Source organism: Rhizobium sp. CC1099, assembly GCF_029714385.1.
Classification (GTDB): Bacteria; Pseudomonadota; Alphaproteobacteria; order Rhizobiales; family Rhizobiaceae; genus Rhizobium.
Genome location: NZ_CP121642.1, coordinates 1,238,045 through 1,253,006, shown reverse-complemented (window position 1 = coordinate 1,253,006; position 14,962 = coordinate 1,238,045). Strand labels below are relative to the sequence as shown.

The following is a 14,962-nucleotide window of genomic DNA, read 5'->3' as shown; positions in this document are numbered from 1 at the left end:
CGTCGTCTGTAAGGCGCAGCGCGCTATGCTGATGCGTTTTTCACGCACGCCTGCATTACCGCTATATCGAGCTCATCAAGCGCATGGACCTTCGAAGAGTACGAGCTCTCCCGCAACATATTGCCTGGTGTAATCGCTCCGTCATGCTGGCATGAAATAAATTGCGATGCGTGGCATGATGCGGGGCACATCGGAGAGAGCTATGAATACGTCAAAGGATGATCTCGATAAACCAGACTGGCTGGAAGCCGAATTGGCCGATACGCTCGACGAGGACTACGAACTCGAGCTCTCCGAACCGGCGCTGTCGGAAGAAATCCGCAAGATCTATCGCACGTCGCATCCACCCCCGATGCCGCGTGTCGATTACTTCCGCGCCCTTCTGGCGCTGCAGGCCGAGCTGATCAAATTGCAGGACTGGGTCTCCTATCACAGGGAGAAGGTCGTCGTGATCTTCGAGGGACGCGACTCGGCCGGCAAGGGCGGCGTGATCAAGCGCATCACGCAGCGGCTCAACCCTCGCGTGGTGAGAGTGGTGGCGCTGCCGGCTCCTTCGGACCGAGAGAAAACCCAATGGTATTTCCAGCGTTACGTGCCACATCTGCCGGCCGGTGGCGAGATCGTGCTCTTCGATCGGTCCTGGTATAATCGGTCCGGCGTTGAGCGCGTCATGGGTTTTGCGACCGAAGACCAGGTGGAACAATTCTTCAACGATGTGCCCGAGTTCGAGCGCATGCTGGTGCGCTCCGGCATCCGGCTGGTCAAATACTGGTTCTCGATCACTGACGAGGAACAGCAGATGCGTTTTTTGATGCGCATCCACGATCCCCTGAAGCAATGGAAGCTGTCGCCGATGGACTTGCAATCGCGCGTGCGCTGGGAAGCCTATACCAAGGCAAAGGAAGAGACCTTCGCCCGCACGAATATCGCTGAGGCGCCCTGGTACATCGTCGAGGGCAACGACAAGAAGCGGGCCCGCCTAAACTGCATCGACCACCTGCTTAAGCAGATTCCCTACGAAGACGTGCCGCATGAGGACATCACGCTCCCAGAGCGCGTGTTTAACCCCGACTACGAACGCAAGGTCCTCCCGCCCGAGCTCTACGTGCCGCCGAAATACTGATGCCACCCCAAAAGCATCAAAGACACTGTGCGGATCGCGCAACCTTCTTAGCTGCTGGCTCGTCGTCTACTGTTCCCGCCAGGAGCATGTAATGCTGTTGGAAAAGGTTTCCGTCTACGTTGAGATGACGGATATCTTCTCGCCTTCAGCACAATCCACACGACCACGGCAGCGTTGTCGTCGCCAAGGGTTGTCACGTACATCCGGGCACAATTCTGCCTACTGCTTCGGAAAATCCGGCGGGATTACGGGCGTATTGCCAATAGGCGGCGCAGGCTTGACAAGATCTCCGTCGCCGATGGACGGCGGCTTTAGCACGCCGTTGCAATCGGACAATTTCGAGGTATCCGACCCATCCGTAGGTTCTGAATTGCCGTTCTCAAGGGCGCGCGCCCGGTTCTGCTGCTGATCTGGCGCCTGGCAGCGATCCGACTGACTGGCGAGCGGTTGGGCAACCGTCAATCCGCACAAAAGTCCGAAGGCACATGCGCCGATGCGCTTCGTGCAATTGACGACATTTTCTTGAATGGAGAGCATGAACCCTCCTTCGTTCGCTGTCGTGGAAACACTTTGGAATATCGAATGTTCCAAATGTGTTCGCGCGGCGGTCAATCGACGCGAATCGTCCGATTTTGTGCCCGATGCTTTTGTCGCGGCCAACATCGAAGCGCACATGCTGGCGTGACTGTCGAAGCAGTGCCGCCAGTCTGTCAACTCGGTTCGACCTTGCTGAACGCGGCTCCGGGATCGCTGCCAAAGCATATATTGGCGTGCCGTCACTATGAACCAAGCACTGTGTCGCTTTCATGCGCTCCCAGCGTGTCCGACAGCCGTTCGGTGACATACCGCATAAGATCGGGTGTGGCGCGATCGAAGCCGTAGACCCAGTCGGGGAAATTCAGCGACTCCTGCACGGCCCAGATGTCATCGTGCCGATCGGGCGGCAGGATGCCGGCAGGGTCCCCGACGGCCACCCATCCGATCGGCACCGTGGTCCCAGGATCGAGCCGGGTGCGCAAATGCACCGTAGCGTGGACGCGTACCTCGCTGCCGTGGCCGACCCGGGCACCATGGAAGATGGCAGCCCCGGTCGCGACGAATACCTCGTTCTCAAGCTCTGCGCCGGTCACATGCGCGTGCGGACCGATCAGGCAATGGTCACCGATCAAGCAGGAGTGTCTGGGGCGGCCGCGCACAACGGCGTTCTCCATGACGATGCAGCAGCGGCCGATGCGGATGGCGCCACCTCCTTCTCCAATGATGCGCGCGCCATTCAATATGCGTGCGCCCGGGCCAATGGTGACGTCACCGCAAATTGTTGCATCAGGCGCGACCCACGCGGCTGGGTCGATCTTGGGACGCTTGCCCTGGTGTCCAATGAGCATATGCCTTCCTCCAGATGACGTCTCGTTTTGGAAAGAGCGATCCGAACAAACCTCGTCGCCAACCTCGCAACGCTAATGTGTGAACGTCCTGACGCGCGGGGTAATGGCGGAACTGGCCCCCAATCGAGAATCCAGAATTGACGGCCACGTCCTGGATATAGTCTCCCATCGACGTCGAGCGAGAGACAGCTTCACTATTCGATTGACACCATAAGAGCCGCCGTTCAGGTTCGGCACCGATGAAACCGAGCTCTACCCCCACGTATTGAAAACCCTGAGAAGGCCAAGACATGACGATCACTCTTTCCGGCAAGACCGTTCTGATCACAGCGGCAGCGCAAGGCATCGGCCGTGCCAGCGCAATCGCCTTTCAGCAGGCCGGGGCAAAGGTTCACGCGACGGATATCAATGCGAATGCGCTGGCAACGCTTGCCGCCGACACCGGGGTGTCGACGCACAAGCTGAACGTGCTCGACGAAGGGGCGGTGAAGGCATTGGTCGCTGAAATCGGCGCGGTCGACGTGCTCTTCAACTGCGCCGGCTTCGTGCACGCCGGATCCATTTTGGAAATGCAGGATGCCGACCTGGAATTTGCTTTCGACCTCAATGTCAAGGCGATGATCCGCACGATCCGCGCCGTGCTTCCGGGCATGCTGGAGCGGAAGGACGGGTCGATCATCAACATGGCTTCGGTTGCCTCCAGCATCAAGGGTGTGCCGAACCGCTTTGCCTATGGCGTCACAAAAGCGGCGGTGATTGGCCTTACGAAATCCGTTGCCGCCGATTACGTCGCCGAGGGCGTCCGCTGCAATGCCATTTGCCCCGGCACGGTCGAAAGCCCGTCGCTGCAGGATCGCATGCGCGCGCAGGGCGACTATGATGCAGCCCGCGCTGCCTTTATTTCTCGCCAGCCGATGGGCCGTCTCGGCACGCCGGAAGAGATTGCCGACCTTGCCGTCTATCTTGCCGGTGCTACCTATACCAGTGGACAGGCCTACGCGATCGACGGCGGCTGGACGATCTGACCGCCCGGCCAGTTCGGGAGGAACCCATGACAGGCATTACCGGCCTTCGTGTCTTTGATCTTCGCTTTCCCACTTCGCAAAGCCTCGACGGCTCCGATGCGATGAATCCGGACCCGGACTATTCGGCGGCCTACGTTATTCTGGATACGGACGAGCCGGGGCTTTCGGGCCACGGGCTCACCTTCACGATCGGCCGCGGCAACGACATCTGCTGCCTGGCAATAAAGGCCATGGAGCATTTGGTTGTCGGCGCAGATCTTAGCCAGGTTCTCGCCAATCCAGGTGGATTCTGGCGGCATCTGACAGGCGACAGCCAGCTTCGCTGGATTGGTCCGGAGAAGGGCGCCATCCATTTGGCGACGGGGGCCGTGGTCAACGCTGTCTGGGATCTTCTCGCGAAGCAGGCGGAAAAGCCTGTGTGGCGGCTCGTCGCGGAGATGGCGGCGGAGGAAATCGCAGACATCGTCGACTACCGCTACCTCACCGACGTGCTGACGCGCGACGAGGCGGTCACGATCCTGAAACGTGCCGAGGCGGGGAAGGCCGAGCGGATCGCAACGCTCGAGAAAGAAGGTTACGCCTGCTACACGACCTCTGCCGGCTGGCTCGGATATGATGATGCAAAGCTGCGCCGTCTCTGTCAGGAAGCGATCGACGCTGGTTTCAACCATGTAAAGATGAAGGTCGGCCGCGATCTCCAGGATGATATCCGCCGTCTGCGTATCGCCCGCGAGGTGATTGGCCCGGATCGTTACCTGATGATCGATGCCAATCAGGTCTGGGAGGTTAAGCAGGCAATCGACTGGGTGAAGGAACTAGCCTTCGCCAAGCCCTATTTCATCGAGGAGCCGACAAGTCCCGATGACGTGGCCGGACACCGAAAAATTCGTGAGGCCATCCGACCGGTCAAGGTCGCAACCGGCGAGATGTGCCAAAACCGGATCATGTTCAAGCAATTCATCGCCGAAGGCGCGATCGACATCGTGCAGATCGATTCCTGCCGCATGGGCGGCCTGAACGAGGTGCTGGCCGTGCTGCTGATCGCCGCAAAATACCGTCTGCCGGTCTGGCCGCATGCGGGCGGCGTCGGCCTTTGCGAATATGTGCAACATCTGTCAATGATCGACTACGTTGCCGTGTCCGGTAGCAAGGACGGCCGCGTGATCGAGTATGTCGATCATTTGCACGAACACTTCCTCGACCCGTGCGTGATCAAGGACGCGGCCTATATGCCGCCGTCAAAGCCTGGTTTTTCAATTGAAATGAAGGCGCAGGCGATCACCGACTACACCTTCAAGGGCTGATATTTCAGGCGGCGCGCTGCTCTGTGCTCTGAATGGCGGCAAGCTTCCAGTCGCTGCCGGTCCTGCGTACAAAGGTCCAGATTTCGGTGCTTTCGCCGGGGTGGCGATCGTCACCGGAAACGACGCGGCCGCTGTCACGATCGACCATTGCGTCGATCGACGAATAGCGCATTGCAAGCGTTGCATAATCCTGACCGTCCTCGCGCCAGGCTTCGGCAATGTCACCCTGCAGCAGCTTGACGTCCGAGACGCGGTTGCGCACGCCGTTGGTGGCATTTTCGCCGAGTTCTTCGGCAAGATAGGACATGGCTTCGGGCGTTGTCAGCTTGCGCAACGTATTATAGTCCTCGGCGCCGTAGGCGGTCTGCACCTTGGTCAGCAGCTCCTCGAACTGATCCAGATCGGCCTGCGCCAATCCGATTTCGTCGCTTGGTCTGTCGTTGCGCTGTTGCTGCTGTTGATAGCCTGCAGCACCTGAGCCGATCGCCGGAATGTTAAACGACGAATTGCTGTTAGACGACATATTGCTGTAGGACGAGGCACTCCGGCCGCCTGCCGCACCGTAGGACGGCTGGCGTCGATTGGCAAAGAAGCGCATGGCAAGCATGACTGCGCCGAAGATCAGGGCAATCTGCAGCAGCATGCCGAGGAACCCGAAGCCGCCACCGAAACCGTGGCCGAGGAGCATGCCGAGCAGGCCGCCGGCTATCAGGCCGCCTATCATCGAACGGCCAAACCCGCCGAAGAGACCGCCGGAACGCTGCGCGTTAGCAGGCTGTTGGGCGGTAGCGGGGGTCTGTGGGCGCGGCGTCATCGAACGTTCCATCGGCGCGGCCGGAGCAGGCGCGGTGCGTGTGACCGGGGGCGCCTGGAAGGTGCGCGTTCCGCGGCTGCCGAACCCGCCAAAACCTCCGGCGCGGCGCGCCTCGGCATCGCTATAGGCAGCAAAAACGGTAGCGCTCGTCAGAACGGCTATCGCCGCAATCTTGGCAAAACGCGAAACGGCACTCTGCATCATATCTCCTGTCATGCAACAACCATGGCATGTTTGCGAGCTAATATAGGTGTTCTCTTGACAATTTGAAGTTCGCCGACTCGACTTATTGACAGACATCGACCCATTTGGCTCTGGTGAGTTCGGCCAGCCGCTCCGTCGCGATACGGACCGCCGAATGCGTGGAACCGGCGGCCGGCACGACTTCGTCGAAACGCTTCAATGAAACATCGCAATAGACTGGAATTGGGGCGGGCAATCCAAAGGGGCAGACACCGCCCACCGGATGGCTGGTGACTTCCAGGACTTCTTCCGGTCCCAGCATGCGGCCCTTGCCGCCGAATGCATCCTTGAATTTCCGGTTGTCGAGGCGAGCCGTGCCGCTTGCGACAACGAGCATCGTCTCATCGCCGACCCTGAGGCAGATCGTTTTGGCGATCTGCCCCGGCTCGACTCCGTGCGCTTCGGCCGCAAGCGCCACCGTCGACGAGCTTTCGGCGGTTTCGATGATTTCGATCTCAGGTGCATGTGCGCTGAAAAATGCGCGGACGGATTCAAAGCTCATGGGCGGATACAGGACCAGAACGATCGGGGTCTAAATGACCTTGGAAAGTATCTGATGCTCGAGGAATTTCAATCGCATTTCGAACCTGAATGCACTTGCGATCCGGCCGGTTTTCTGAGCTTCTTTGTCGCGCCGAGAGACATTTGAGGGAGGAAAGCGATGCGGCGCGTTGATTGCCATATGCATTTCTGGACGCTGGCGATGGAGCCTTACTATTCGCTCTGGATGTCGCCGGATGACAAGGTGCTCTATCGTGACTATGGGCCGCGCGATGCCGTTCCGCTGATGGAGAAGAACAATGTCGAGGGCGTCGTTGTCGTTTCGGCTGCTTCTTCCGTTCATGAAACCGGCTATCTTCTCGGCCTTGCCGACGGGCGGGATTTCATCAAGGGCGTTGTTGCCTGGCTTGATCTTCTCGCGCCGACGGCCGCCGACGACCTTGGGAACTGGGCACGGTTTGCGAAGCTGAAGAGCATCCGTCCCTATCTTCAGGATCTGCCTGAAGAGGATTGGATCCTGAAGAAAGAACTCGATCCGGCTTTCCGCGCCATGCTCGACCATGGACTGCGATTTGACGCATTGATCAAGCCGCGGCATATCCTCAACACGGTGAGGTTCATCGAGCGCTATCCCGATCTGCCGGTGATCGTCGATCACATGGCCAAGCCCGAAATCGGAAGCGGCAACTTTGAACCCTGGCGGCGCGACATGGAACGCTTCCGTGATCTCGACCATGTACATTGCAAGATCTCCGGCATCGTGACCGAGGACGGGCCGGATTGGACGCCGGAGCGGCTTCAACCTTATCTCGAGACAGTGTTCGACATTTTCGGACCCGATCGCCTCGTCTTCGGCAGCGACTGGCCTGTCGTCAATCTCGTCGCGGATTACAGCCGCTGGATCGAGACGCTCGACCACGCCATGAAGAGCCTGCCCGCCGCCGACCAGCAAAAGATCTGGGCATCAAACGGCGAGCGATTTTACGGGCTTTGACACGGCCGACATGAAGCTTATCGCGCAGCGCTTTTGCGCCCGGTTTTCTATTGCCCATCGGCGGTGTTTTCGATAGGAAAACTTGATTATTGTAAGAAGGTTTATCATGACCCAGTCGGGCGGGATCCGATATGACGTTTCAGCCGCGGATGCAAAACAAGATTGAAGGCTTTTCCGTTGTCGGCGGGATGAACCGCCGGAACTGGAACGGCATCGTCGCAGACGTGTGGGATGTCGAGTGCGCGCCTTATGCGGGCGGCTTTTATGTTGCCAGCGATCCACGGCTGTTCATTCTTCTCGACTTGCGCGGTCCCGGCAATTCGATGATCAAGCTGGCGCCAAAAAGCAGCGGGTTGGTGCAGGATACGGTGCGGCGGCCGATCTCCTATGTTCCGGCCGGCATGGAACTTTGGGCCGATCTCATTGATGTCCAGTTCGTCCGTCATCTGGATATCCATTTCGACGCAGACATCGTCGGCCGTCGGCTGATGGAGGATATCGATCCGAAGCGGCTGGGTGACGCGCGGCTGCTCTTTTACGACGAGCGCGTTTTGACGCTGGCAAACCTAATCGCCGCAGAATGCATCAATCCAGAGCCCCTGCATGATCTTTATGGCGATGGCCTCTGCTTGTCGCTGATTATCGACGTGATGAAGCTCACGAAAGCGCCTGCACGCAAGCGAAGCAAGCTTGCAAGCTGGCAGCTTCGACGCGTGATTGAGTTTATTGAACAGAATTGCCTTCGCAATATCAGGCTGGAAGAACTCGCAAATCTCACCGGCCTTTCGCAATCGCATTTCAGTCACGCTTTCCAGGCGTCGACCGGTGTCGCGCCGCACCAGTGGCAAACGAATGCCCGGCTGAACAAGGCCAAGCAATTGCTCTCAAAGGGCGAATTCACGCTCCCGGCGATCGCTGCGGAGACGGGCTTTTCCGATCAGGCGCATTTCACGCGTGTCTTCCGCAAGAATGTCGGCACCACGCCTGCCCACTGGAAAAAGGCGCACGTTGCTTGAAAACAACGCCCTGCGAGCATTTGTTTGGGCCGCGAAAATTTGCCAAAAACGTTCAAATTCCACCGAATGCGACAATCCACAACCTTAAATTTGAGTTAATCGCTCATCTTACCAAAAGGGCATGGCCGCGGGGTTAAGACTTCTCGGTGCGAGTGGGGTAAACAATATGCGTGGGCAAACAAAGGGGCTCATCTTAAAGGCGCAGCTATTGACCGGCGTTGCCGTTGTCGGGCTGGCAATTGCAATGCCTGCGTCGGCGCAGGAAGCAACCGAGCTGAAGCCCGTCATCATTCGGGGCGAGGCGGGAAATGCCAACTCCGAGGCGACCGCGACGAGCCCCGTGAAGGGCTATGTGGCGAAGCGCTCTACGACGGGTTCCAAGTCCGATACGCCGCTGAAGGAGATACCGCAATCGGTGTCGGTTGTTGGTTCTGAGGAAATGCACGACCGCGGCGTCGTGAACAAGGTGGATGAGGCGCTCTCTTATACGCCCGGCGTCAATGCCCAACCGTTCGGCAATGATGGCGATACTGATTGGTTCTATATCCGCGGCTTCGACGCCACGCAGACGGGCGTCTTCATGGACGGCCTGAACCTCTTTAGCATGACCTGCGTGGTTTCATCATGCCGCAGCTGACAATAGTTCCGGATGATGCGACGATGATCAACGTCTGGGGCTATGTGGGTGTGTTGGATCAAGTCCATACCGGGAACGGCTTTTTCCCTTACGAGGGCACCGTCACCGACGCTCCCTTCGGCAAGATTCCGCGCGACACTTTCCTCGGCGAGCCGGACATCGATCAAGGTAACTATGCTCAGCATATGATCGGCTACGAGCTCAAGCACGCGTTCGATAATGGCTGGAAAATTACCCAGAGCGCTCGCTACGGGCATCTGCGCAAACATGAGATTGGCCCTTATGGTTTCGGCTATCTCAACACGACCGATCCCACAAACCCAAACTATTACTGGCTCAACCGTATCGGCTTCGAACACAGATCCAAGGTCGATTCCTTTTCAGTGGACAACCGTGCGGAGAACGAATTCGATTTTGGCGGGACCACGCATAACGTGATGCTCGGCATTGACTATAAATACTACCGGCTCGACCACATTCAGGCCGCGTCAGCCGCTACGCCGATTAACCCTACCGATCCCGTCTACGGTGATCCACAACCGGCAAACAACAGCTATCTGAATCAGGTGATTACGCAGCGGCAGGTCGGAGCCTACGTGCAGGATCAGATCCATTTCGGCGAGGGCTGGCTGGCGACCCTCAACGGCCGCTACGACTATGTCGATACGGAAACGCATAACGGTCCTACTTTTTGGGCGCCTATCCAGGATTTCACTTATAGTTACGACAAGACAGCCTTCAGCGGGCGTGCAGGCCTCGCCTATGAATTCGCAAACGGCCTGACGCCCTATGTCGGCGTTGCGACCTTCTTCAACCCGATCGTCGCAACCAGCCTCACCCCCAATATCAAGCCGGAGGAAGGCAATCAGATCGAGGCCGGCATAAAATACGAACCAACCTTCTTCGACGGCGCAATTTCCGCATCACTCTTCGAGATCACGAAGAAAAACGTTGTCGTAACGGATCCCTCGATGTTGTTGGCGAGGGCCTTGTCGGCGAGCGCGCGGTGTTTGAAGGCAAACCGACATAAGGAAGAAAAGCTGGCAATCGCCAGGTGGCTCGCCCGTTGATTTCGGCAACGTCGAATTACACGATGCGAGCATCGCGTCGTCTCGATCATCCTACTGCGTTGCGCGCGCCATCCTGCGGCTGCCCGGCACCTGTCGCGTCTATGGCGCGCACAGATTTGGCCGGCGTCCAAGACTGCGAGTAGCACTGCCAGGCCCAGTCTCGCCGCTCATCCACGGCGGCGCGCGCATAGCTCGCCCCACCATCGACGCTGACCTCGACCTCAGTGATGCCGCGGAAAGACCAGGCCCAGCCCCAGATTGTCGTGCGCCTGGCGATCGACGTATTAGGGGCCCGACGCGACGATGAGCGGTTCCGGCGCGATCGCCCAGATCGGGGAGTGCGGTGGAGGGCCGGCCGTGCGGTTCGCCGCACCCGCACTGTCATTGTAGATTGTGGTTTGTGAAGGCCCTCGGCCCGATGCTCGGCAAGGTGCAGCCACCATAGCCTGCGCCGGGACGAGCTCTTCTCTCGGTATCGCGTACATCGTCACTTGTCCGCGCTTCGCGATCGCGAAGGTCGTTATCGGCTCGGCCGCATCCAAAACGGGGACGACCTGGCGGTCATCTTGCACAGAAGGTGGCTGCGACAGGTTAGGCGTCAAGCGAACGGCGTGCCGCAGTCGCTACCTATGAGCATCACTGTTTGTGAATAAGTAAAAGCGGAGCGGCTCTCGCCGATCCGCTTAAAAGGGCAATTGCGTCCGCTCTTTAGGCTAGAGATGTGGCCACACTTCCAGGACGCCGCGATGAATCATGTCGAGGGAGACATAAAGGATGATCAGCAGGCCGACATAGGCGATCCAGCGATGGCGGTTGAGCAGGCGGGCGATGATGTTCGCCGCGACACCCATCATAGCGATCGAGAGCGCAAGGCCCAGGATAAGCACGGTCGGGTGGTCGCGTGCGGCACCGGCAACGGCCAGCACGTTGTCGAGCGACATCGACACGTCGGCGACGACGATCTGGGTTGCAGCTTGCATGAAGGTCTTCTTAGGTCCGGTGGACGCTTCGCCTTCCAGACCAATCTCCCCGCCGTTTGCGTGCTGGGAGCGAAGCTCGCGCCACATCTTCCAGCAGACCCAGAGCAGGAGCAGACCACCGGCAAGCAGCAAGCCGACGATGCTCAAGAGCTGAACTGTCACGGATGCAAAAAGAATGCGCAGAACGGTGGCGGCAAGAATGCCGACCAGAATGGCCTTCTTGCGCTGTACGACCGGAAGCCCGGCTGCAGCAAGACCAATGACGACGGCGTTGTCGCCGGCAAGAACAAGATCGATCGCGATGACCTGCAAGAGTGCAGTCAGGCCCGCAGCAGTAAAGATTTCCATGGAAACGTCCCCAGAATGCCTTCGAGAAGCGTGCTAGTGTCCCCGGAACGCCACGTCAACCATGAATGACGCAAGGTCAAGAAAACGCGAAGCGGGGAAGCGCTCTGTCCCCAAGTTTTTAGGGGTGCGCGTACCAGCAAATTCAGTGCTTCAGCTTGATGATGATCTCCCGGTATTCGTCGGCAATGGCAATCGCTGCCTTTACAACGACCGGACTGATCGATTTGTGGTCAATCGCCAGGCGGCAGGTTTCGAAGACGCCGCGTAGTTCGTTTTCGATATCCGAGAGATGTGGATATTTCTGCACCAGAAGATGGGGTAGAACCTTAGCCTTTTCCTTCATAGGTTTGGTTTCATTGGGAAAACTCTGCGGATCGGCGATGACCTCCCGGATTGCATCTTCGAGACGCCATGTCGCACCAATCATATCCGTGACTGACACCGTCATATCTTCTCCTGCCCACGCGCCATTCTTCCGATGGGTATTAAGACGCAATCCTTGTGCCAGATTGACCAAAGTCGCTGTGGGGACGGGACGGCGGTGGCAGGCTGCATTCAGGGTCGGGATTTTGGGCCTGACCTTTTTGTTTGTCATTGTTTCTTTTTCTTGGCTTCGTCGTCGACGAGCTCGTACCACATGGCGTTGAGGACGGCGAAGGCGGCCGCCAGCGGCAGCCCGAGCATCCATGCGAAGTACCACATCATCTTGTCTCCCTCAGTAGGCGTGTCCGCTTTTGTCGGTAACCGACTTTTCGTCGACTTTGCCCCACAGCACTTTGTAGACCCAGGCAGTGTAAGCGGCGACAATCGGCAGAAAGATCAGCGAAACGACGAGCATGATGAAAAGCGTCATATGGCTCGAGGAAGCATCCCAGACCGTCAGGCTTGATCGCGGATCGAGCGAGGAGGGCAGTATGAAGGGAAACATCGAGACGCCGACCGTTGCGATGATGCCGAAGATCGAGAGCTTGCTGAAGAGCAGGGTCGAGACCTCGCGCCTCGCCCGCATTGCCGCAAACGAAAGTGCCGCACCCAGCAAGCCGAGTACCGGAGCAATCAGCAGCCACGGATAGGTGCTGTAGTTCGCAAGCCACGAACCATCATGCTGCGCCGTTTTCAAGAGCGGATTTGACGGACCGGCCGGGCTGATGGTGCTGGTGATGCGATAGCCATCGATGCCGAGCGCCAGGAAAAGGCCGCCGAGGGCAAAGAGTACGATAACGCAAAGGGCAGCGATACTTCCATAGTTTCTGGCGCGCTCGGCAACGGGACCGCTCGCCTTCAGCACCAGCCAGGATGCGCCGTGCAGCACGAGCATGGCAACCGAGAGCAGGCCGCAAAGCAGCGCATATGGATTGAGAAGGCCGAAGAATGAGCCTTCGTAAAAAATGCGCATGTCGTCGGCAAAACGGAAAGGCACTCCCTGCAGTACATTGCCGACGGCAACGCCGAAGATCAGCGACGGTACGAAGCCGCCGATGAACAGCGCCCAGTCCCAGTTGTTGCGCCAGCGCGCACTATCACGCTTCGAACGGTACTTGAAGCCGACCGGGCGCAAGATGAGCGCAAGGAGGATCGCAAACATGGCGAGATAAAAGCCCGAGAAGGAAACGGCATAGAGCGGCGGCCACGCGGCGAAGATCGAGCCGCCCGCAAGGATCAGCCAGACCTGATTGCCTTCCCAGACCGGGCCGATCGTGTTGATTGCGATACGGCGTTCCGTGTCGGTCTTCGCGACAAAGGGCAACAGCGTGCCGACACCCAGATCGAAGCCGTCGGTTGCCGCAAAGCCGATCAGCAATACGCCGAGCAGCAGCCACCAGATGACGCGTAGGGTTTCGTAGTCGATGAGTTCATGAAGGATCATGGCGATCACTCCGCTGCTGGTACGAGGGTTTCGGAAATAAGTGCGGCGTCCGGCTCGTCATCCGGATCGGGCCCTTGCCGGATCGCTTTGATCATCAGGCTCATTTCGACGACGATGAGCGTCGTATAAAGTGCGGCAAAGCCGATGATGGTGAGGAGCACCGTGCTTGCCCCCAGGCTGGAAACTGCCATCGCCGTCGGCAGCACACCTTCGATGACCCAGGGCTGGCGGCCGATCTCGGCGACGATCCAGCCCGCCTCGATGGCAATCCAAGGAAGTGGTATGGCGAAAACGGCGACCTTCAGGAGCAGCGGATATTTGTCGAGGTGGCGGCGGGCCGACAGCCAGAAGAAGACCGCCGTCAGCAGGATGAAGAACATGCCGAGCCCGACCATGATGCGGAACGACCAGAAAAGGGTCGGCACATGCGGGATCGTGTCGCGTGCAGCCTGGGCAATCTGTTCATCTGTTGCCTGGCGTGGATCATCGACATAGCGCTTCAATAGAAGCGCATAGCCGAGCTGGTGGCCTAGGTCGTCGAAGGAGCTGCGAACCTCCTGCGCAATGCCGGCCGGTGTTGAAGCCGCGCGGATTTGCATCAGCGCATCGTAGGCTTTGATGCCTTCGCGGATACGGGTTTCGGCCTGCTGTTCAAGCTTGTCGATCCCTGGAATTTCGGTGGTCAGCGAGCGTGTCCCGATCAGCCCCATGACCCATGGGATATGGACGGCGAAATGCGTCTCACGCGATTGCTGGTCTGGAAAGCCGAAGGCCGTGAAGGCTGCAGGCGCCGGTTCCGTTTCCCACATAGCCTCGATTGCGGCGAGCTTCATCTTTTGGTTTTCCGTTGCCAGATAGCCGCTCTCGTCGCCGAGTACGACCACCGAGAGAGCCGAGGCAAGTCCGAAGGAGGCGGCAACCGTCATCGAGCGCTTGGCAAGCTCGATATGGCGGCCTTTCAGCAGGTACCAAGCCGAGACACCGAGCACGAAGATCGAGGCACAGACGTAGCCGGCAGAAACCGTATGCACGAACTTCGCCTGCGCGACGGGATTGAAGACCACCTCGAAGAAGCTCGTAATCTCCATGCGCATGGTCTGCGGGTTGAGCGCCGAGCCGACCGGGTTCTGCATCCAGCCATTGGCGATCAGGATCCAGAGCGCCGAGAAGTTGGAGCCGAGCGCCACGGCCCAGGTGGCAACCAGATGCCCCACTTTGGACAGCTTGTCCCAGCCGAAGAAGAAGAGGCCGACGAAAGTCGCTTCCAGAAAGAAGGCCATCAGCCCTTCGATCGCTAGCGGCGCACCGAAGATGTCGCCGACATAATAGCTGTAGTAGCTCCAGTTCATACCGAACTGGAACTCCATGACGATGCCGGTCGCAACGCCCAGTACGAAGTTGATGCCGAAGAGCGTGCCCCAGAATTTTGTCATCTGCCGCCAGATCTGCCTGCCGGTCATCACATAGGTCGTTTCCATGATCGCGAGCAGCACCGACAGACCGAGCGTCAGCGGCACGAACAGGAAGTGATAAAGCGCCGTCAGGGCGAACTGGAAGCGCGATAGCGCGACGATATCTAGTTCCATTGTTTTTTCTTCCCACGGTCCCACAGGATGTCGAACGGGCGCCGCCGGCGTCCGCGGTTAGCGTAGCAC

Annotated in this window: 14 protein-coding genes and 1 pseudogene; 6 read left to right on the top strand and 9 right to left on the bottom strand. The window is 58.7% G+C overall.

What is annotated here, in order from left to right:
• Window positions 1-202: 202 nt before the first annotated feature.
• Window positions 203-1,123: a polyphosphate kinase 2 gene (gene ppk2 / locus QA644_RS27160; RefSeq protein WP_239600653.1), complete on the top strand. Its 921-nt coding sequence runs from the start codon at window positions 203-205 to the stop codon at window positions 1,121-1,123.
• A gap of 219 nt (window positions 1,124-1,342) precedes the next feature.
• Here the strand turns inward: ppk2 and QA644_RS27155 are convergent, their stop codons facing one another.
• Together QA644_RS27155 and QA644_RS27150 are read right to left on the bottom strand one after the other, a co-directional pair.
• Window positions 1,343-1,660 carry a hypothetical protein gene (locus QA644_RS27155; RefSeq protein WP_283073971.1) on the bottom strand — a complete coding sequence of 106 codons (318 nt, stop codon included), beginning with the start codon at window positions 1,658-1,660 and terminating at the stop codon, window positions 1,343-1,345.
• 242 nt (window positions 1,661-1,902) lie between these two features.
• Window positions 1,903-2,508, bottom strand: a complete 606-nt coding sequence (locus tag QA644_RS27150) for a gamma carbonic anhydrase family protein (RefSeq protein ID WP_283073970.1) — start codon at window positions 2,506-2,508, stop codon at window positions 1,903-1,905.
• Between the two features lie 290 nt (window positions 2,509-2,798).
• Here QA644_RS27150 and QA644_RS27145 point away from each other — a divergent pair, with 290 nt between their 5' ends.
• Window positions 2,799-3,533 (top strand): SDR family oxidoreductase, encoded by a 735-nt coding sequence (locus QA644_RS27145; RefSeq protein WP_194731137.1) that lies wholly within the window; start codon window positions 2,799-2,801, stop codon window positions 3,531-3,533.
• A gap of 26 nt (window positions 3,534-3,559) precedes the next feature.
• Complete coding sequence (locus QA644_RS27140) at window positions 3,560-4,837, top strand: L-fuconate dehydratase (RefSeq protein ID WP_283073969.1); 1,278 nt, start codon at window positions 3,560-3,562, stop codon at window positions 4,835-4,837.
• Window positions 4,838-4,841: 4 nt separating this feature from the next.
• Here the strand turns inward: QA644_RS27140 and QA644_RS27135 are convergent, their stop codons facing one another.
• Complete coding sequence (locus QA644_RS27135; RefSeq protein ID WP_239600662.1) at window positions 4,842-5,852, bottom strand: Tim44 domain-containing protein; 1,011 nt, start codon at window positions 5,850-5,852, stop codon at window positions 4,842-4,844.
• 85 nt (window positions 5,853-5,937) lie between these two features.
• Window positions 5,938-6,396 carry a YbaK/EbsC family protein gene (locus tag QA644_RS27130; protein ID WP_074071923.1) on the bottom strand — a complete coding sequence of 153 codons (459 nt, stop codon included), beginning with the start codon at window positions 6,394-6,396 and terminating at the stop codon, window positions 5,938-5,940.
• Window positions 6,397-6,555: 159 nt separating this feature from the next.
• On the opposite strand from QA644_RS27130, the gene QA644_RS27125 reads away from it, so the two are divergent.
• The 3 genes and pseudogenes from QA644_RS27125 to QA644_RS27115 form a co-directional block, all read left to right on the top strand.
• The gene (locus QA644_RS27125; RefSeq protein WP_283073968.1) at window positions 6,556-7,389 is read left to right on the top strand and encodes an amidohydrolase family protein; all 834 of its coding nucleotides are present in this window, start codon (window positions 6,556-6,558) and stop codon (window positions 7,387-7,389) included.
• Window positions 7,390-7,520: 131 nt separating this feature from the next.
• Window positions 7,521-8,405: a helix-turn-helix domain-containing protein gene (locus QA644_RS27120; protein WP_283073967.1), complete on the top strand. Its 885-nt coding sequence runs from the start codon at window positions 7,521-7,523 to the stop codon at window positions 8,403-8,405.
• 166 nt (window positions 8,406-8,571) lie between these two features.
• Window positions 8,572-10,001: pseudogene (locus tag QA644_RS27115) on the top strand (TonB-dependent receptor); the annotation flags it as partial.
• A gap of 824 nt (window positions 10,002-10,825) precedes the next feature.
• Here the strand turns inward: QA644_RS27115 and QA644_RS27110 are convergent.
• From QA644_RS27110 to QA644_RS27090, 5 genes are all read right to left on the bottom strand, one after another.
• Window positions 10,826-11,440: a TerC family protein gene (locus QA644_RS27110; RefSeq protein ID WP_040115513.1), complete on the bottom strand. Its 615-nt coding sequence runs from the start codon at window positions 11,438-11,440 to the stop codon at window positions 10,826-10,828.
• 142 nt (window positions 11,441-11,582) lie between these two features.
• Entirely contained in the window at window positions 11,583-11,888 is a 306-nt protein-coding gene (locus tag QA644_RS27105) for a hypothetical protein (protein WP_074071913.1), read from the bottom strand.
• Window positions 11,889-12,031: 143 nt separating this feature from the next.
• Window positions 12,032-12,142, bottom strand: coding sequence for a cytochrome bd-I oxidase subunit CydX (gene cydX, locus QA644_RS27100; RefSeq protein ID WP_040115511.1), 111 nt, complete (start codon window positions 12,140-12,142; stop codon window positions 12,032-12,034).
• 13 nt (window positions 12,143-12,155) lie between these two features.
• Window positions 12,156-13,307 (bottom strand): cytochrome d ubiquinol oxidase subunit II, encoded by a 1,152-nt coding sequence (gene cydB, locus QA644_RS27095; RefSeq protein WP_194731142.1) that lies wholly within the window; start codon window positions 13,305-13,307, stop codon window positions 12,156-12,158.
• A gap of 5 nt (window positions 13,308-13,312) precedes the next feature.
• On the bottom strand, window positions 13,313-14,893 hold the full coding sequence (locus tag QA644_RS27090; RefSeq protein ID WP_283073966.1) for a cytochrome ubiquinol oxidase subunit I: 1,581 nt from the start codon (window positions 14,891-14,893) through the stop codon (window positions 13,313-13,315).
• Window positions 14,894-14,962: the final 69 nt, after the last annotated feature.